Source organism: Saprospiraceae bacterium (assembly GCA_016719615.1).
Lineage (GTDB): Bacteria > Bacteroidota > Bacteroidia > Chitinophagales > Saprospiraceae > Vicinibacter.
This window is the reverse complement of record JADJYQ010000005.1, coordinates 562028-582430: the sequence shown is the minus strand read 5'-3', so window position 1 is coordinate 582430 and position 20403 is coordinate 562028. Positions and strand designations below refer to the sequence as shown.

Here is a 20403-nt window from a genome sequence, read left to right as displayed (position 1 = left end):
TCTTTTCCTAAATACTAACAAATGTTAGTATAAATTTTTTTTATCGAAAAATAAACGATTATTCTCAAAAATTACTAACGATTGTTAGTAAAAGTACAGTTTCAGAAATACTTTCGAATTACAAACTTTGATACCTTTCCTTGAGTGCAGTCAATCGAAGTTCGCCGTCTTCCAGCTTTTTGCGTTCTTTGGCAACCAAATCTGCAGGCGCTGATGTTACAAATTTCTGATTCTCCAATTTTTGTAGTACCGACTGGATGAATCCTTCCGCATACTTGATTTCTTCAGTTAGTTTTAATTTTTCAGCTTCTATATCCAAAGTTACCGGAAGTTCCAGGTAATAGGTATCGCGAAGCCCCATAAAAGATTGTGCATCCTTTAATTCAGTATCGGTCAGTTGCAGCGAACTTAAGTTGCAAAATTTCATCAATAAACTAATGGCGCCCGGACTTTCAAGCAGTGTTTTTTGATTTCTGTTGAATATAAACAATGGCGTTTTCAAATCTCTGGCCAGTTGATGTTTGGCTCTTAACTCGCGGATGTTTTTGACGACGTTGCGCAATTCCAACATGCTTTCAAGGACATCTTTGTCAGGCGATTTACCTGTAGGATAAGGGCTCACGATGCAAAAATCACCAGCTTCCCTTTGCTTTAATTGATGCCAGATTTCTTCGGTAATAAATGGCATAAAAGGATGCAATAAACTACAGATGGTTTCAAAAGTTTCCTGCGCACATACCAAGAGCGCGTTTGACAAACTTTCTCCTTTTGCAGGTTTGGCTGCTTCCAGAAAAAAAGCACAATAGTCATCCCAAACAAAAGCATAGATCTGCCGCAGAGCTTCCGACAATTTAAATTGACCAAAGAGCTGATCTACCTGCAAACAAAGCTCGTCGCGGCGATGTTGGATCCATTGAATGAGCAATGTATCCTGCTCACTTTCAAAGTTGCCCGATGGATGTTCCCATGTTTTGATTAAACGCAGCGCATTCCAAAGTTTATTTGAAAAATTTCTTCCCTGTTCGCAAAGTTTGTCATCAAATAAAAGATCACCTCCTGCCGGAGAACTCGCCAAAATTCCAAATCGCACCCCGTCAGCACCGTAATCGGCAATTAATTTGAGCGCATCCGGAGAATTTCCCAGGGATTTTGACATTTTACGGCGTTGTTTATCGCGCACCATCCCCGTGAAATATACTTTACTAAAAGGTATGGTTCCATGCCATTCATAGGAAGCCATGATCATACGTGCAACCCAAAGAAAAATAATATCCCATCCGGTAACCAAAACACTGGTCGGAAAGTAATATTTGAAATCTTTCGTATCGTTGGCCCCATCAAAAACAGACATTGGCCATAACCAGGATGAAAACCAGGTATCCAAAACATCTTCGTCTTGTTTTAAATCTTCAATTCTCAAATTCGGATTTCCCGTTTGTATTTTCGCTTGTTTCAAAGCTTCGTCTGCAGTCTCTGCAACAAACACTTCATTACCTAAATACCAGGCCGGAATCCGATGTCCCCACCATAATTGCCTGCTGATGCACCAATCGCGGATGTTTTCCATCCAATGTCGATAAGTGTTTTTAAAATGCTCAGGTATGAACTGGATCTCACTTTCTTCTACAGCTTTGAGTGCCGGCTGTGCAAGATCCTGCATTTTTACAAACCACTGAAGGCTCAAACGAGGTTCTACAACTGCTTGTGTGCGTTCACTCCTGCCAATATTGGTCGTATAATTTTCAATTTTGACTAAAACACCCTCCGCTTCCAGCAAAGGACCTATTTTTTTTCGCGCTTCAAATCTGTCAATGCCCACTAAAATTTTGGCTTCAGCGCTCAGGCTTCCATCTTCATTTAAACAATCAATGACTTCCAGCTGGTGTCTGATACCCAGTTCATAATCATTTGGATCGTGTGCAGGTGTAACTTTCAAAGCACCGGTTCCAAATTCCTGATCGATATAGCTATCTGCAATGATGGGAATTGCTTTATGGATGAGCGGTATGATGACTTTTTTGCCAACGAGATGGGTATATCTCGGATCATCCGGATGTACACATACGGCTGTATCAGCCATAATGGTTTCAGGTCGCTGGGTCGCTATCGTGATGCCTTCGCTATCTGATCCTTCCAATTTATAAAGGATGTGGTACAATTGCGCCTGCTCGGTTTGGTACAAAACTTCTTCGTTGGAGAGAACCGTTTTTGCTTCCGGATCCCATTGGATCATCCTTTTCCCTCTGTATAATTTGCCTTTTTTGTAGAGATCGACAAATGCTTTAATGACTGCCTCCGATCGAATTTCATCCATGGTAAAAGCAGTGCGTTTCCAATCACAGGACGCGCCAAGACTTTTCAATTGATCCAGGATAATGCCACCGTATTTTTCTTTCCATTCCCAGGCGTGCTCCAAAAATTTTTCTCTGCTGATATCCGATTTTCGAATGCCCTGACTTCTCAATAACTGAACGACCTTAGCTTCAGTAGCAATGGATGCGTGGTCAGTACCGGGCACCCAACAGACATTCATTCCTTTTTGTCTGGCGCGTCTGATAAGGATATCCTGAATGGTATTATTCAGCATATGCCCCATGTGCAAAACACCGGTCACATTGGGGGGTGGAATGACAATGGTGAAAGACTCACGAGCATCAGGCTTGGAATCAAAAAAACCATGAGCCATCCACTCAGCATACCATTTTCGCTCTGTAATACCCGGATTAAAATGTGTTTCCATTGTGTTGCAAATCTATTTATCGAATAGCATATCTCATGTTCTTCAAAAGATAAGAACCATTCGTTTTATTTCTATTGAGAAAGACCAATTTTTCTGATAAATTGCCGGAAGGCTTATAGCTAAGTTCTTTTCCGGTAAGTTGACTCAAAATTTTATGAATCGTTTGAGGGTGAACTACAATCATAACGGATGCCGGATATATATGATCGATTTTTTGTACCAAGGCTGCAATATCAGCCTGATCGTAATAAATCAGCTCAATTCGCTTTGAATCCAACAGAGGTTGAACCGTAAGGACATTGTTTCTAAAGGGCGTAGAATAGAATGCTCTCATGTCAAGCTCTTTAAAAAGTTTCAAAAGATGGATGGCCCGATATCTACCTTGGATACTTAAACCGGGATCCATACCAATGGTGTCTTCCTCTGCATGAAATAACAAAAAGATGGATTGTTGCGGATTTTTTGAAGGCCTTTCCAATAAAAGGCTGTCTCCATTGTTAAAATAGGCAATGCCCTTATGGATCCTGATGACCTGCGGGTCCGGTGACTGACACAAGCATACCTGGCTGATCACTGCCAAAATCAAAATAGAAATATATCGAAAAACGGACATCCGGATTTTATTGAACCAACAAAAATAGAATGATATGATTATCAATGGATTCTGTAAAATCTATTTAACAGCTGATTAACGGCCGCAAAAACGCATTTACTTGCTTTTAAATGGGGTCCGAAGTGTATAATTTTTCTGAGGTTTGAGGTATTCCAGGAGATTGGGAACCCAGCGATTGTAAACTTTATTTCGGTGGGTCACATAACAAACCATTTCTTCAGGCACTGCGCCAATCGTACTTTTTATTTCAATCGCAGTACGCGCCAGAGAAATGATCTTAAACCGGCCGCCAATCCCATGTTTTATAAATTGAATCAAAATATTTAAGTAAAGCTGATAATGACCGTTGACTTCTTCCGAGGTACCTAAAAAATGGCCAACCAATTCTTCTCCGTCGTCGATGAAACTGTAAAATGCAATGAGTTGCTCATCGCGAAAAAAACCAAAGACTCTAAATTTGTCTCCTATGCCCATTTTTAAACCTGAAAAATAATTGGGATGTAAATCCACTAAATTAAAATCTGAATTATCTGCAGCCCTCTTATAATACTCAAATAAAATTTTCTCATGTATGCGGATATCTTTCACCGAAAGCTCGCGATGTGTCAATCCGGAAGCAGCTTCCAGGGCTTTGCGCAGCCGCAATCTATATTTCGATTGCAACGCATCCATATAATTTTCAAAACTTTGCCAGGAAGGCTCCAGATATAACAACATAGAGGGCTGTACAAAGAATGGGTGCATAAAATTTAATGGCAATTCCTTGTCCATTTTAAATGAATTCCTGTAAGGAAGCTCTTTGATCAAACAAACAGATGCTCTATGGATCAATTCAGGTTCATCAAACATTGCCTTGAGCAATTGATCAATCATCTCTTGGACATCAAGCATATCAAGGTCATTGCGATACTTAAATCCATAAGCTCCGGTAGCCAAAAGATTTCCACACACTAGCGTAATAAAGTCTACTTTGGAAGCAATCAAGCGTTTGACGTGGTTGTAGAAACAGGTCGTCAAACCTTCTTGCTTTCGCTCTTTCATTTTCAACCTTTCTGCAGCGTTAAAAGGCAATAATTGAAAATAAAATGCAGCCGCAGGTCCACTTTGATCTTCTACTAAAGCATATTTAAATTGAACATTGTTTGGCCGATACAATTCGATTGCCTGAAGATATTCACTACTCAGCAAGAGTGATGCAGGCTGAAGCTGATCCCATTCCTTAAGGAATTCTCCAATCGATGAAGCGATTTTAAAAGAATACCCGGATTTCTGCAACAATGTTTTCAATCGTTCAATTAAACATCAGAATAACTAAACTGGAGGTGAAAAGTTCAAACGACGCTTTATTCCTTCTTAAAATGCAGAGAATAAAGTATATTTGCAATATATGATATGTATATATGTATAAATATGAATAACTTATCAATATTACTAGGCTTTATTGGACTTCTTCTTATTTCTTGTTCCGCTGGCAAAGAACTCCAAAGGGCACAATCGGAAAATGGAATTTTAAAAAATCAAGTCGATAGTTTGTATTCGCATATTGCCCTTCAGCAATCAAACCTATCTGCATTTGAGGATACCAAAATTCAATTGAGAAAAACAGAGCAGACCTTGATCCAATTTTATCAAAAATATGAAGGTTTAGATCCTGCTCAAGCAAAACAAAATACTACGCCTTCCACTTCAAATGCGCTTATGAATGATAAGGATTTGGCATTGCGGAATCAATCCCTTCAAAATCAAATCTCAGTATTAAATGCTCGCCTCGATAGTTTCAGCAAGAATCCCGTTCCATCTAAATCCAGAACTGCGAAAACAGAACAAACAAAATTATCTTTAAAACAACAACAGCAAATCATTAATCTTCAAAAGGAAAATACGGAATTGAAAAAAAACATTCAGGAGTTGCAAGCAAAAAATGATCAATTGGATCGCGAACAAAAACAATTGCTGGAAGAATTTAAAAAAACAATTCAGACATTGGATCTGGTCAATAACCAACTCACAGAAAAAAATGCTTTGATAAAAACGATGCAGGAAAATGTAAGTCTTATCCCAAAAAGAGATGAAACCGAACTTAACGAAGCAAAAGTAGAAAACGAACAACTTAAAACACAGAACAACTTATTAATTCAGAAATTAGAATATTTAAACAGACTTTTAGCAGATAAAAATGCGGAACTTTCTGAAAATATTGCTTCAAAAGACTTGGAAAATCAAATCAAATCTTACGAAGCAGAACTCGATGACAGAGCCCAAGTCATAAGATCTTTAAATGGTTTCATAGATGCCAAAAATGCGGAACTTCAATCTTTAAACGATAGCCTGGAAATTAATCGCGGAAGAACTCAAGACTACCAACAGCGAATGGCCGCATTGGAAAAACAAAACAGTTTATTGGAAGCCCATCGAATAAATGAAGCATCCAAACTAAAATCTGATGCGGATATTCAACATCAAATGGAGCAGTTAAACAAGGATCATAAACTCAAACAGGAAATGATCCGAAGTTTGACTACCGAAGTCGAAAAAGCAAATGAAAATTCTCTAAATTTGAAACGCGAGCTTGAATTGAAAATAAATGAATTAAACGCTGCACGCGGGCAACTTGAAAATTCAAAAATGACTGCAGCAGAAAAGACACAGATTAAAGAAATACAGGACAGCTTGATATTAATCCAAAAGCAAAAATCAGACTTGATGAATGAATTGAATAGCATTCAGAATACATCAGAATCTTTGATGGAAATAAAAAATACAACGGTTCAAAAAAATGCTTTTCTCCAAAAGCAACTGGAATCTGCTGCTTTCGAAATCGGACAACTTCAGAGCCAATTAAAAAATTCCCTACAGGCCAATAAGCCGGCACAGAAGTCCACTCCACCAAATCATCCAAACCTTACGAAACTACACAATAAGTGCAAAGAAATTCTGAATCCCTATTCCAACCAAAAATCCGCTGCAATCATTAGGCAGGGCAGTTTATTCATTTATTTGCCGCATCATATACTGTTTACACAGGATTCCTACGTTATGACTCCGGAAGGATCTGACTTATTGAATAAGTTGGCAGTAGTTTTGAAAAATGAATCAGGCATGGAACTAGAAATTTCGGGATATACCAAAAAATCAGATCCAACCGGATTATCGGTTGATTTTATGATTCGAAATGCCAGTACTGTCTTCAAATTGTTTTCCGCATTGGGTCTACAGGCAAATAAATTAAAATTAGGTGCAAAATACATAGGCGATGATATCATTTCGACGATTGCACCAAAAGGAATAGAACTAAAATCGCATGCGTTTTAGGATTTTAAAACTAAGTATTCTATTAAGTATTTGGTGCTTGTATAATGTAAAGGCCCAGACGCTTCGTTGCCATATCAGTGCAGGAATAAATCCGGTTTCTGTAAACGCTAAACCAAATCTTGCAGTTCGTGAAAAAATGCAATTTCAATTGGTGTTTCATATTTTATACACCACAGCCGAAGAAAATATATCGATGGGGCAGATTGTAAGTCAGGTTCAGGTACTCAATGATATCATGAATCAGGCTGTAGTTTGGCCAAATCCTCAAATTCCTGCAGTATTCAGATCCCTTAAAGAATCTCCGCAATTTCAATTTTGTTTAGCAGATTCAGATCCGCAAGGAAACCCAACGATGGGCGTGACAAGAACTTTGATAAAAGACCTTTCGATTGCCTGCAAAAAGGAATTTGGAAAAAGAAATCTCATGCACAAATCTTTAGGTGGAGTTGATATTTGGGATCCCAAAAAGTATATCAATATTTTTATCATCAATCGCGATCAATGTCCCGTATTAGGTGAGGCGATATTCCCATGGAATGCAAGCTCAGATGAAGATGGTGTGATCATCCATTACAAAGCCTTAGGTTATACGGGCCCAGCAGCTGATTATTACCCTTTTCATCAAGGTAAAACTTTAGTACACGAATTGGGACATTATTTTGGTTTATTACATTTGTCCAATGATCGGTCTGATTGCAACGGAGACGACGAAGTAGAGGATACGCCTACCCAAGCCAATGAATATTTTGGATGCCCAAAATATGAGGCTGAGACTTGTGGAAATCTGAATATGTTCATGAATTACATGAGTTTGGTTGAGGATGGATGTATGTTATTATTTACCAAAGCTCAGATAAACAGAATGCAGCAGATGATCCAAACATACAGGTTAGATTTGCCAACAGCAGCAAACTGTATTCCTACTTCACAAAATGAGCTAACAGATGTTAATGGATCATTTGAAAATGGTTTCTGGCTCCTTTATCACAAAGATCATAAAAATTGGAGTGCGGATATCGAGTTGTACGATACCGGCGGTAAGCTTATCTGGCAATCTTCAGTTGTTGCAGTGCAATATTTAACAATTCCTGATCTCCTACAAGAGATGGGCAGCGGTTTATATTTTGTAATATTGCGCGATCAAAAGAATCAAAAAGTCTTGAAATTATTTACCAATTAATGGCATAAAATGTATTCGAATTTGAAGAAATTGATTTTGTTTTCGATGCTGTTTTATTTTTCATGTAAAAGCAGCCAAAGAATAGAAGTTGCTGAACCCGAATCTATAAAGCACTGGCTGACGATCGAGAAACTTCCCTGTTTTGGGCATTGCCAGATCTATCAACTGTCGATTTACAGAAACGGTTTGGCTATTCTGGAAGGCAAAGATCATATGGATAAAAAGGGCGTTTACTTTACAGAAATAAATAACTCAAGGATGGAAAAACTCATGCGACTTGAGAAATATATAAAATGGCAATCGATCAAATCTGAATACATTGTCAATATTGCGGATCTGCCCATGACCAAATTGAAATATTATGACAAATTCGGGGCCCTCGTAAAGTCTATAGAAGCCAACGCTAATTTACCGGAAGAGCTAAATAGTTTCGTTAAGGAAGCAAGCGGAATTATCGAGAAAGAAAAATGGACTCAGATTCAAAAGAAAAATGAAATGAATAATCCGGAAATTATTTTTGATGAACTGATCGTCGATATGGATAGTACCATAAACATCAATGATCTCGAAGTAAGTTTCCAGAATTACGATTTAAAAACCATCAACAGAATTTCACCATTGATGAATTTGTGGTTGGTCAAATTCAACCCGGATAAAATTGGCAAATATGAAATCTTAACTACACTGCGCAAAAAACAAGGGATCAGGCATGTCAGTTTCAACAGGCGCGTGTTACCTAGAGAATAAACCAGGAATTGTCATTAGAATTCCGGGATCATATGTCTGTTCATATGGCATTCAGAATTTCCTGCAATACATTCTGCTTACTGGGATCTACAAAATTTGAAAAACTTTCTTTCCTAAACCAGCTCATTTGACGTTTAGCATAATTTCTCGTCCTTTGTTTGATAAACTGAACTGCATTTTCCAGACTTATTTTTCCATCGAGGTATTCAAATAATTCTTTGTAACCAACCGTATCCAAAGCCTGAAGCGATTGGTAAGGTCTCAATTTGATGGTTTCTTCCAACAATCCATCTTGCATCATTTGATCAACTCTTGCTTCAATTTTACGGTAAAGCCAGTCCCGGTCTGGCATCAAACAATATTCGCGAAATTCAAAACTGCGATCCATGGGTGCATTTTTTCGAAATGATGAAAAACTTTGGCCGGTCATCTCATAAATTTCAAGGGCTCTGCAAATTCTTCTTGGGTTATTCCGATCGACAAATTCATAATAGACGGGATCAACTTTATGGAGTCTGGCTAGTAAACCGGACAATCCTTCAGCTTCCAATAACAGACTGACCTTTTGCCTGGACGCTTCGTCTGTAGATGGTAAATCATCCAGTCCATAAAGCAATGCTTTGAGATAAAGCCCTGTGCCTCCGCATACAATCGCTCGTTTGTGCTCTTGAAACAACGCATTTAGAACCAACAAAGCTTCTTTCTCGTAATCACCTACAGAATAGCCTGCATCGACTTTTACATGGTCAATAAAATAATGTTTTACAGCTTTTAACATATATTTTGTGGGCTTTCCCGTACCTATATCAACTTCTTTATAAATTTGCCTGCTGTCTGCAGATAGAATCGGGCAGTTCCATTGTTGTGCAAGCTGAAATGCTAATTCCGATTTCCCGCTAGCAGTGGGACCGGATATCACGATAAGTTTGCCATTAGCCATGAATCTATAATTATTTAATTTACTTCACACAGAACTTACCATATCGTGTTTTATAAATTCGTAAAAATATGGGCCAATATAAGCTTTCGCTTCTATTTTAGGCGCATCTTCGTTTCAGGAACTGAGCACATCCCTAAAAATGCTGCGGTTTTATTCATTGTAAACCATCCCAATTCATTTTTAGAAGCTTGTTTGGTGGCATGCTTTCAACATCGAGATCTTCATTTTTTAGTGAGAGGAGATATGTTTGAAAAAAAATGGTTAAAGCCTATTTTAAAATGGACCAATCAAATCCCCATTTTTAGATTTAAGGATGGCTTTACAAACATGAAAAAAAACAAAAGCACTTTTGATGAATCCTTCAAAGTACTTGCCGATGGAAAAGCAATTCTCATATTTCCAGAAGCAAGCACCCTCATGGTAAAATATCTTCGACCGCTCCAAAAAGGCGCTGCAAGACTTGCCCTTGGTGCCATTGAAGAATTTAATATTGAGCCATTATATGTCATTCCAACCGGAATCTTCTACAGTGCACCAACCAAAGCCCGAAGTGATGTCATGATCAGGTTTGGAAAATCTGTTGAAATCAAAAAATGGCTGAGTACTTGTACTGATAACAGCGATAAATTAACTGAAATTACCAAGACTTTTGAAAAGCATTTAGATCAAGTGGTGGTTTCTATTCATCCAGAGCAAGATGTCAGAGAATTTGATAAACTCTGCGATATGGTAGAACCTAAATTAATGCCTTTCCCAGCTGCCCAAAAAATTCAGGCACACACTGCTTTTGAAAAAATGAAACAATTTGCATTAAACTATCAACAGTTAAATCATCAGGATCATAAACTTGTCCGTCAAACCCTTGGCGAATATTCAAATAAATTTACTTCATTGCCTTCTTTAAATTTTAGACTCGATAGCAGTATTTTTCAAAGATCCTGGTTAATTCTAAAACTCTGTTTTACATTTTTAATATCCATACCTGGTATTCTTTGTTATGGAATTCCACTTTTACTGTCCAAACAATTTGCAAAAACCAAAATCAAACATATTGAATTCTATGCACCGGTTCGACTTGCGGTTTCTATGTTCTTACATGCGAGCTTTAGTGTAATTGCATTTTGGGTGATCACAACTCAAATGAATATGTTTTGGGGAATGATCATAGTAGTGCTTTTGCAATTTTCACTTTTTGGATTTATGTTATTTCTGGATTTTGCAGCATATGCAAAATATAGCTTCACCGGAATTTCAGAAATGGATAAAAAAGAAAAACAAAAATTGTTTCATCGCATTGAAAAATTATTTTCTTTGTAATGAAATTGTAGACTTTAAGATCTAATATTTTTAAAATAAATAATATTGTAAATTAAATATAGCACCATTGAATTTAATTTTCATGGCAGCAATTCATATCTCGACCTCATCCAATTAAAGGTTTTATTTGATATTTTAAAGATCATATGAAGCTTTTCTATACTGTAAGTAAAAAATTCCTAATTTATTGTCACTTTGATATGGAATGTTGTATTTTATTTAGGTTTTAATCATTCCGATGGGCATTTTAATAAAGCTCCGGCAAGTACCAATAAATTTAGCTTCTATTACTTGTTAGTTTTCAAGGATCTGCCTTTCTTTGAATCCCAATTATTTATAACAGAATAATATTAGAAGATCATTAAATCCTGTTCTCAACAGGAAATCCATATTCACACTATGAGAACTGCCGGGCCGATCAGCAATGATGCGGCCTTTTTAATTGATTGCAATTTTATTTGAATGTTACCAGATTCCACAACTACATTTGAGCCATTATACAACTTGCTTTCCAAAATATGAATCTATGATGGCTGTTATATATTCGAGCTGATCTGGTTGCAGTAATGTATGTATGGGTAAACGGATTAAACTCGCTTCAAAAGAATCGGCATTAGGCAGAAATTGATTCCGCTTATTCGCATAAAATGGACTCCTGTGTAAAGCCAAATAATGAAAACCAGATTCGATCGATGCATTTTTCAAGAAATGTATAAAATCATCCCTGCGATCAGGTTCTTGTAATTTAATAAAAAAATAAGAACCATTGATTTGGTTTCCTTCCGGCACATCCGGCAATTGGAAGTGACCTTTTTGGCATAATGGCGCAAGTAATTCCATATAAGTTTGCCAGATTTTCACTCTTTTCGTTATCACTTCATTTATGGATTGTAATTGGGCCGCAAGCACACAGGCTTGTATGCCAGACATTGCATATGACGATCCAAGGTCTAACCATTCATATTTCGAGAGTTGCTGCTCTTTGTAAAATTTTCTATTGGTTCCTTTTTCATAAATGCAATTGGCTTTGCTGATCCATTTCTCCCTATTTAATAAAATACAACCTCCTTCCCCGCAAGATATTGGTTTTGTATAATGGAAAGAAATACTTCCCATATCTCCATAAGATCCAAGGGGCCTTCCCAAATAAGTAGCTCCAATCGCATGTGCAGCATCTTCTATCAATGCGATCTGATGTTGCTTGCAAAAATCAACAAGTGCATTCATTTCAACAGCAATGCCGCCATAATGCATGACCACTATGGCCTTCGTATTTGCGGTGACCAAGGGCTCTATGGTCGACAAATCGACCACCGGCCTGTTGGGGAGACAATCTGCGAAACGCAATTCCCGGGTCCGAAGACAATAAGCATTGGCTGTTGAAACATAAGTATAAGCTGGCACAATGACCTCATCTCCTTCTTTCAAATCGAGAATCAATCCAGACATTTCAAGAGCATCCGTACAACTGTTTGTCAACAAACTATAAGCAGGCTTAAAGTTTAAGTTTAACCAACGTACAGCTTCTTCCGCAAATCGATTGTCCGTATTAAAGCTTCCGGTAACTAGTAGCTCTTTGAGATACTGCTCGATCGAAGGATGAAGATTTTCAACATGTAATTGAATGGTTTCCACAAAAAATGCAACTGATGAAAAGAATTTGCCAAAAGTACACACAAAATGATTCCCTTCACATCGCATTTTAAAGCAATGTAACTTTGTGCGCAACACTCATTGAATTCTGTAAGACAGATAAAATGCTAAGCAAAACTAAAACACAAAGTCTTCAAGCAGCGATTATCCATATTCTTGCTGCAGCCATAGGCAGTCTGAGTACTTTGTTTTTGTATCCTAAAGATTTAGAATTATACGGAATTTACGGATTTCTTACCAATACGGCCTCTCTGCTGGTACCCTTCGTGAGCCTTGGTTTTGGAAATGTCATGCTGCGATTTTTTCCATATTATAAAGATCCCGGAAATCATCATAAAGGATTCTTTGGATTTATATTAACTGCCTATGGTATGGGAATTTTAATTTTCTCGTTCATGTTTTGCTTCTTTTATAAGTTCATTTTGGATTCCTTCCATTCGGATAACAAACTCGCCGAAGTTTATTTTTTGATTTTACCATTTACGATACTACTGGTGTGTTATGAATTTGCATCGCAACTTTGTATTAATTTTCAAAAAATTAACTGGACAGCCTGGACTGCCCTCCTATTGAAAATATTTTTACCCCTTTTATTTATACTTTCGATTAAAAATTTTATTGCGTACAAAAGCTTTATCACACTCATCTTTCTTTATTATGCAGTTGTCGTTTGTTGGATCATGATCAGGATCTCAAAAAAGGAATCATTTCTGGTTCAATTTAGCAAAGATTTATACCAACAAACCGAACGAAATAAATTATTACAATATGCCGGATTTTCTTTACTGAGCGGGACAAGTGCTGTGCTTGCGCTGCGATTAGATTCCTTTTTTGTGGGTTCAATGATGGGCGCAGAAGCCACCGGTTTATTTACCTTGGCAATGTTTATGAGCAATGTGGTATTTATTCCTGCGACCGCCATAACGGATGCACTCAATCCGTCTATTGCACATTATAGCAAAGAAAATGATCAAACTGCCCTTTTAAAATATTACCAATCAGGATCTATCCACATGATGATGGCTACCTTTTTTTTAGTGATCATGCTCATGATATCTTTCGATACCTTGAGCAATATAATGCCGAATGCAGCGAAAATTAATGCCATTAAAACTGCAGTGTACTTTCTATTGTTTTCAAGAGCCATCGATGCTGCGACCGGAACCAATCATCATATACTTTCCTACTCCAAATATTATAAATATGAATTGTATCTATTGATCGGAATGGCCATTCTTAATATTTCTCTAAATTATTACCTGATCCCCAAGTGGGGCATTACCGGCGCAGCTTTTGCCACTTTTGTTTCTGTAGGTTTGTATAATCTGTGCAAAACGCTGTTGGTATATTTTTTATTAAATATGCATCCTTTCACCATCCAAAGTCTGAAAGTTTTAGGTATAGCATCCGTCACTTTTGTAATTTTCAATGGTGCATTTGAATTGGAAAATCCATACATGTCCTTGTTTTTACAAATGATTACCTCCGGATTTAGTTTTTTACTTTTGACATTCATTTTCAAATGCTCCCCGGACCTGAACAAATTTGTAGCGGAGAAATTTATAAAAAGGTTTGATGATTAAGGGGCAAAATGGATAGATTTTGAGGATTTGATGAATAAATTGGATTCGGCTTACATATGCCCATTCAGGGTAGATCATTGGCGCAGGAAACTGGCAACTTCTTTTCGTAGACAGAGAGGAAGAAGTCTGCTTGACTATTTGACTGCTTGAAGGGATAGTCTGTTAGTCTGTTTAGTCTGTTAGTCTGTTAGGCTTTATCAAACTGGAAACTGGAAACTTCTTTTCGTAGGCACATAGGAAGAAGTCTGCTTGACTGTTTGACTGCTTAGAGGGATAGTCTGTTAGGCGTTTAGGCTTTTAGGCTTTATCAAACTCGAAACTGGAAACTGAAAACTGAAAACTGAAAACTTCTTTTCGTAGGCACATAGGAAGAAGTCTACTTGACTATTTGACTGCTTGGAGGAATAGTCTGTTAGTCTGTTAGGCTGTTAGGCTTTATCAAACTGGAAACTGGAAACTGAGAACTGAGAACTGCAAGCTTCCTCCTACTAATCAATCCGGTCGATTAATAAAATGAGAGATAAAATGGCCGTTGCCTGGGCAATGGAATCGGCAACAACTTTAGCCCAATCCACTTCTTTCTTTTCGCCTTTAGCCTTGGCAGGCTTTTGATCTTTATAACCCACATTGACAACCGCCCCTTTTGTTACTTTGGGGTACATTTTAAAAAATAAAAAATTCTTGGTCCGATCCACTCGACCGTTTGCATGTTCAACAGTTACCTTTTGAGGGTCTCCTGATTTGGAAATTCCAGCTGCATAATAGTCAATGTAAAACTTTGCAGATTTGCCTTCCTGGTAAGCTACAGATATGGCATTATTGCTGGAAAGTAATTTCTCAGGATATAAATCTTTGACATTGGTTGCTCCTGCTATTCTCACCAGATCTTTTTGCTTGGGTATAAAAAGATAATCTCCTTGTTTTAAAATAATATTGGTGTGCGATTTTACTTTTTCCAAAGCCAAATTTAAATCTATAACCACATAACCAATACTGTCGCTGGATCTGTATAAAGTAGCACCCGCAGGAAATGCCTCTGCTGTCAATCCTCCGGCCCGTGTAATGATATCTGACAAACGTTCGTTAGGGTTGATGAGCGCATAAGGTCCCGGATATTTGACTTCACCTTCCAGTTGTATAATCTGTTGAAACTGAAATTCCGGTTGACTCCTCACAACGATGATATCAAAAGGCTCCAGTTCAAAACCAGGTGAAACCTGATCGGCTTGTAAGGACAATCCCGTGGTGATGGTTTTGACAATGGTTTTAGAGGGTTCCCCGTTTTTAAGCTGCATTCTGAAAACATCAATTCGATTGGAAGCTGCGAAAAAAGTAAAACCACTGGCAAGACTTACAAGATCCGTAAGCTTCATGCCATTGCCGTATGCATATCGCCCGGGATTGCGCACGGCTCCTGAAATTTCAACAAACAAGGCTTCGTCAAAATGACTTTGCGAAAGCACCACTAAACTGTCGTAATTTTTCAAATAAATATTCTCACTTGAAATTTCTGATTGCATGATCTCATCCAGTCTTACCCGGATCACTTCAAAATCTTTATTGTTTGCCGGATTTTTTCGATAGAGAAGTGCACTGTGATAAGCATCCGATTTTAAGCCTCCTGCCAAAAGTATCAGGTCCTTTACACGTGTATCTTCATTGGGATTATAATTAAACTTGCCTTCCTGTCGGACGGCACCATTGACACTGATATACGCCTGATCAACAAAACTGCTTTTTTTATAAATCATCAGTTCATCATTGGCTTGTAATAAAACATCCGCAGCGCTATTCCCACCAATAATGGCAGCCACATTGACCCGCTTTAATGTATACGTGCCGTTGGCATTATGCCTTTTGAGAAATGCCATTTCTAAATTGGATGCATTTGTAAAATCAACTTTCGCAACCAAAGCAGATAATTTAATGCCTGGTACAAATTGATAACTGGCTTCAACGCGCACCTCTCCACTCACATACAACAATTCTTCAGGTCCTGTCTTTATGGAATATACGATGATCTTATCGCCTCTTTTTAAAAGGAAATCAGCTTTTTTTGCGCGTAATTCATCAAACGCTACATCAATGATCACCCTTTTATCATTTTGAATCCTTTCAATTTGCAGCGTCTTTGTGATCGCATTCTCATCAAGGCCACCGGCATAACTGAGCAGTTGATTCAGATTTTCAGTTTCCAATAATTCATAGCGATACGGCCTTTTGACCGCACCCAAAATACTGACTATTTTCTCAGCGACAGGGATCTGAATAATATCGTTGTTCTCGAGGTAAAAATCTTTCTCAACCAGCGGATTCTCCATAAATTTATAAAGATCCAAATTGCTCGATTTCCCCTTTCGGATCACCTTAATTTTACGGACACTTCCTATCTCAGTTGGACCTCCTGCTGCTGCTAAAACATTAAATGCAGTATTCAAAGCAGGTAAAGAATATCCTCCCGCTTGTCTTACTTCGCCGAATACATTGACATTTATCGTTCTGGAAATATTGAGCGAAAGATCAAATTGATGATCGCTGAATCTGTAATATCTTTTAAAAAGATCTCTTAGCAATTTTTGCGCTTTTTCAAGGCTGATACCTCTGAGAAATATTCTTGGCATTCTTGCAGGTAAAATATATCCATCAGCCTGGATTTCAAATACATCATTGTATTGACTCAATCCCCAAATGCTGATGGTAATCTGATCTCCGGTGCCTAAAATATAGGTGGGCGGAGGTTTTTGAGAATCCCCGCTTTTGTATACGCTGAACTGATTTTCGCGAAATAAATGTTGCCCCCAAATTTCGGAGGCTTCTCTTTTTGCATTTAAGCCTAATCGACTTGAGTCTGCCAAACGACTTGTATCTTTTGATGACAAGACCAATTCTTCCGATTTTAAATTCAATGAAGCAGATCTTTTATCAAGCGCAGAAGGAGCCATTTTACGAGATCGCTTTTCTGCTTTTTCCTGTTCTATTTCGCGCATGGCTTGTTCTATTTCTGACTGCATTGCCAGCGCTTGTTCAGCAGTCAATTTGTCCAGATGTGAGAGCTCAATTCCTTTTTCAAATAATTTAGCCCGCAATTCATCTTCAGTGATGCCTCTGTTTTCGAGTTCAAGTTTGGCCTTATCCTCAGCAATTTGCCTGGTTTGAGCAAACAATAGATAGCCTTGCGTATCCAGAATTATTAAAATAAAAAAGAAGATCAGACTTTTAATTTTTCTCATTTTCCGGCAATTAAATACAGACAGGTATAAATTTCTGAATGTTTTCGCAATGCACCTGCATCATTGAAGGATTATTATTTCGAATAGTGATGATTATAATAATCCATATAGGCGCCTGAAGTTACATTTTTCAACCAGTCTTCGTTCTGAAGATACCAATCGATCGTCGCCGACAATCCTTCCTCTATGGCCAGACTTGGTTTCCAGCCAAAGTCATTTTTAATTTTTGAGGCATCGATCGCATATCTCAAATCGTGACCCGGCCGATCTTTTACAAATCGGATCAATTGTCTGGAAGTTCCTTGAACATGCCCCAATTTGAGATCCATGAGGTCACATATCATCTGCACCAAATCAATATTTGTTTTTTCACACTCCCCGCCAATATTATACGTCTCTCCAACTTTTGCTTCATGAAACAGCAGATCGATGGCGGCAACATGATCTTTTACCCATAACCAATCTCGTACGTTCAAACCCTGGCCATAAACCGGCAACTCTCTTTTATGAATAATATTATTGATAATAAGTGGTATCAACTTTTCGGGAAACTGATTCGGTCCATAATTGTTGGAGCAGTTGGACACAATGACCGGCAAATGGTAGGTATGATAAAAAGCGCGAACCATATGGTCTGATCCTGCTTTTGAAGCTGAATATGGCGACCGGGGATCATAAGCAGTTTGTTCTGTAAATGCTCCCGTTTCGCCCAGCGATCCATATACTTCATCCGTACTCACGTGGTAAAATTTATGTCCAACCATTTTATGTTTCCAAAAATCGCGAGCGCATAACAATAGGTTTAAAGTACCGAGTATGTTGGTCTTCATAAATGCCGTTGGATCCTGTATAGATCGGTCGACATGCGATTCTGCCGCTAGATGAATGACATCCGTAATAAGATTGGAATCAAAAATTTTTTTGAGATCGTCAAGCTCATTGATATCGGCTTTGATAAAATGATAGTTGGGAGATGATTCTATGTCTTTCAGATTCTCCAGATTTCCGGCATAAGTGAGCTGATCTAAATTAAAGATTTCATCATCCGGATAATTATTTACAAACCTTCTTACGAGGTGCGATCCTATGAAACCGGCCCCTCCGGTAATTAAAATTCTTTTTTGTAAAATGCTCATGATGCTTTTGGACCTAAAACTTCTTTAAAATATTCATAAGTCATTGCCAGACCTTGTTTCCGGTCAACTTTAGGAGCCCACTGCAATAAATTTTGCGCAAGTTGGATATCGGGCCGTCTTTGTTTAGGATCGTCTTCCGGAAGCGGATGGTAGCTTATTTTGGAAGGACTGCCAATAACCAATCTGAGAATTTCTTCGGCGAATTCGCGAATGGTGATTTCCTGAGGATTCCCCAAATTCACGGGCATCGCAAAATCGCTTAATAACAATCTGTAAATCCCTTCCACCAAATCATCGACATAACAAAACGACCTGGTCTGAGAGCCATCACCAAAGATGCTGAGATCTTCTCCCTGGATCGCTTGCTTGAAAAATGCAGGCAAGACCCTGCCATCATCAACGCGCATACGCGGGCCATAGGTATTAAAAATTCGAACGATACGCGTTTCTAACCCATGATATCGGTGATAGGCCATCGTGATGGCTTCCTGAAATCTTTTAGCTTCATCATACACACCCCGCGGACCAATGGGGTTTACATTGCCCCAATAATCTTCTGTTTGTGGATGAATGAGGGGGTCCCCATATACCTCAGACGTTGATGCAATAAGTATCCTAGCCTTTTTCTCCTTTGCCAGGCCAAGTAAATTATGAGTACCCAATGACCCAACTTTCAGAGTTTGGATAGGCATCTTTAAATAATCTATCGGCGAAGCCGGAGATGCAAAATGCAAAATATAGTCGAGTTTACCAGGCACATGCACAAATTTGCTAACGTCGTGATGGTAAAATTCGAATGCTTTCAATTTAAAAAGATGCTCAATATTGGTCAGCGAACCGGTGATAAGATTATCCATCCCGATAACCTGGTAGCCTTCGCGAATGAATCGATCACATAGGTGTGAACCAATAAACCCGGCTGCACCGGTAATTAAAATTTTTGATGGGCTCATACGTTTGCAAATGTACAAATAAGCCAATAAGTGATTTGATAATCAATGGCAAATAAAGAAAATTTTAAATATATATTAATTTATTTTAATATTTAATTTAGTTATAATTTAATTATTTACACATTATGAAATATAACTATATTAAAGAGACGATTTGTTGATTTTAAAACGATTCCCCTTGCCTTTCTTATTTTTGATCCAGGATCTCACTTTACCTTTAACTTCCACTAATCTATTACCCATATGCTCCAATATAGATCGACCGCAATCATTGTTCTATTCCTGTCCGGAATGTTCACCCTTTACGGCCAGAATTCTGCTGTGTGGTATCCCGAATTTCACTACAGCATGGGGATCCCGGGTGCAGATCTTGCCAAGCGATTTGGTCCACATTTGGGCATTGGTGGAGGATTGAACTACCAAGCTGGTTCCAATAATTTTAATTATGGTCTGCGTTATACTTTATACTTTGGTTCCGAAGTAAAAGAAGATGTTTTAGTGCCGTTTAGAACAGATTTTGAAGGATTGCTCATCGGTTTTGATCAGTTGCTCTCCGAAATGAAATTGCGCGAAAGAGCTTTTCTCATTCAATTTTCAGCGGGTGGTCTCATACCGGTATCGCCCAACACCAGTAGTCGCAAAAGTCTGAAATGGCAAATGGCTTGTGGATTTTATGAACATAAAATTCGCTTCGTAGATGATGCGCGTTCACTCCCGCAGTTCACAACAGCTATGTTGAAAGGTCTCGACAGATTAAGTAATGGAATCGCACTGATCCCTTCCATCGGTTATGAATCGCTTTCCAATAAGGGCAAATTCTCATATTATGCAGGCCTTGAAACTGTTTTTGGATTTACCAATAATCAAAGATCCTTTCATTACGATCTTGGTATTTCCGAACTTGGAAAATCGCGGCTGGACATAATGCTCCAGTTTAAACTCGCCATTTACCTCCCCTTTTATCTCGGCAAACATTCCGAAAACATCGAATACTAACGA

14 protein-coding genes are annotated in these 20403 nt (G+C 38.2%); 6 read left to right on the top strand and 8 right to left on the bottom strand.

Going from position 1 to position 20403, the window contains the following annotated elements; all coding sequences use genetic code 11:
- Positions 1–118: 118 nt before the first annotated feature.
- The 3 genes from IPM92_11970 to IPM92_11960 form a co-directional block, all read right to left on the bottom strand.
- Positions 119–2740 carry a valine--tRNA ligase gene (locus IPM92_11970; protein MBK9109050.1) on the bottom strand — a complete coding sequence of 874 codons (2622 nt, stop codon included), beginning with the start codon at positions 2738–2740 and terminating at the stop codon, positions 119–121.
- A 16-nt stretch (positions 2741–2756) separates the two neighbouring features.
- Positions 2757–3353 carry a hypothetical protein gene (locus IPM92_11965; protein MBK9109049.1) on the bottom strand — a complete coding sequence of 199 codons (597 nt, stop codon included), beginning with the start codon at positions 3351–3353 and terminating at the stop codon, positions 2757–2759.
- Positions 3354–3449: 96 nt separating this feature from the next.
- Complete coding sequence (locus IPM92_11960; GenBank protein MBK9109048.1) at positions 3450–4640, bottom strand: N-acetyltransferase; 1191 nt, start codon at positions 4638–4640, stop codon at positions 3450–3452.
- A 123-nt stretch (positions 4641–4763) separates the two neighbouring features.
- Here IPM92_11960 and IPM92_11955 point away from each other — a divergent pair, with 123 nt between their 5' ends.
- The 3 genes from IPM92_11955 to IPM92_11945 are packed head-to-tail and all read left to right on the top strand — an operon-like array spanning position 4764 to position 8592.
- A complete protein-coding gene (locus IPM92_11955) occupies positions 4764–6665 on the top strand; it encodes a hypothetical protein (GenBank protein MBK9109047.1) in 1902 nt (633 codons plus the stop codon).
- Entirely contained in the window at positions 6655–7845 is a 1191-nt protein-coding gene (locus IPM92_11950; protein ID MBK9109046.1) for a T9SS type A sorting domain-containing protein, read from the top strand. The genes IPM92_11955 and IPM92_11950 overlap by 11 nt, the downstream gene beginning before the upstream one ends.
- Before the next feature lie 21 nt (positions 7846–7866).
- Positions 7867–8592 carry a hypothetical protein gene (locus IPM92_11945; GenBank protein MBK9109045.1) on the top strand — a complete coding sequence of 242 codons (726 nt, stop codon included), beginning with the start codon at positions 7867–7869 and terminating at the stop codon, positions 8590–8592.
- Between the two features lie 40 nt (positions 8593–8632).
- On the opposite strand, the gene miaA is transcribed toward IPM92_11945, so the two are convergent.
- Positions 8633–9532 carry a tRNA (adenosine(37)-N6)-dimethylallyltransferase MiaA gene (miaA, locus tag IPM92_11940; protein ID MBK9109044.1) on the bottom strand — a complete coding sequence of 300 codons (900 nt, stop codon included), beginning with the start codon at positions 9530–9532 and terminating at the stop codon, positions 8633–8635.
- Positions 9533–9577: 45 nt separating this feature from the next.
- Between miaA and IPM92_11935 the strand changes: the two genes are divergently transcribed.
- Entirely contained in the window at positions 9578–10849 is a 1272-nt protein-coding gene (locus IPM92_11935; protein ID MBK9109043.1) for a 1-acyl-sn-glycerol-3-phosphate acyltransferase, read from the top strand.
- 495 nt (positions 10850–11344) lie between these two features.
- On the opposite strand, the gene rffA is transcribed toward IPM92_11935, so the two are convergent.
- Complete coding sequence (rffA, locus tag IPM92_11930) at positions 11345–12550, bottom strand: dTDP-4-amino-4,6-dideoxygalactose transaminase (protein ID MBK9109042.1); 1206 nt, start codon at positions 12548–12550, stop codon at positions 11345–11347.
- 56 nt (positions 12551–12606) lie between these two features.
- Between rffA and IPM92_11925 the strand changes: the two genes are divergently transcribed.
- On the top strand, positions 12607–14085 hold the full coding sequence (locus IPM92_11925) for a polysaccharide biosynthesis C-terminal domain-containing protein (protein MBK9109041.1): 1479 nt from the start codon (positions 12607–12609) through the stop codon (positions 14083–14085).
- Positions 14086–14573: 488 nt separating this feature from the next.
- On the opposite strand, the gene IPM92_11920 is transcribed toward IPM92_11925, so the two are convergent.
- From IPM92_11920 to IPM92_11910, 3 genes are all read right to left on the bottom strand, one after another.
- Positions 14574–17315 carry an SLBB domain-containing protein gene (locus IPM92_11920; protein MBK9109040.1) on the bottom strand — a complete coding sequence of 914 codons (2742 nt, stop codon included), beginning with the start codon at positions 17313–17315 and terminating at the stop codon, positions 14574–14576.
- Positions 17316–17389: 74 nt separating this feature from the next.
- Positions 17390–18451, bottom strand: a complete 1062-nt coding sequence (gene rfbB / locus IPM92_11915; GenBank protein ID MBK9109039.1) for a dTDP-glucose 4,6-dehydratase — start codon at positions 18449–18451, stop codon at positions 17390–17392.
- Positions 18448–19404, bottom strand: coding sequence for an SDR family oxidoreductase (locus tag IPM92_11910; GenBank protein ID MBK9109038.1), 957 nt, complete (start codon positions 19402–19404; stop codon positions 18448–18450). The genes rfbB and IPM92_11910 overlap by 4 nt, the downstream gene beginning before the upstream one ends.
- Before the next feature lie 291 nt (positions 19405–19695).
- On the opposite strand from IPM92_11910, the gene IPM92_11905 reads away from it, so the two are divergent.
- Positions 19696–20400 carry a hypothetical protein gene (locus IPM92_11905; GenBank protein ID MBK9109037.1) on the top strand — a complete coding sequence of 235 codons (705 nt, stop codon included), beginning with the start codon at positions 19696–19698 and terminating at the stop codon, positions 20398–20400.
- Positions 20401–20403: the final 3 nt, after the last annotated feature.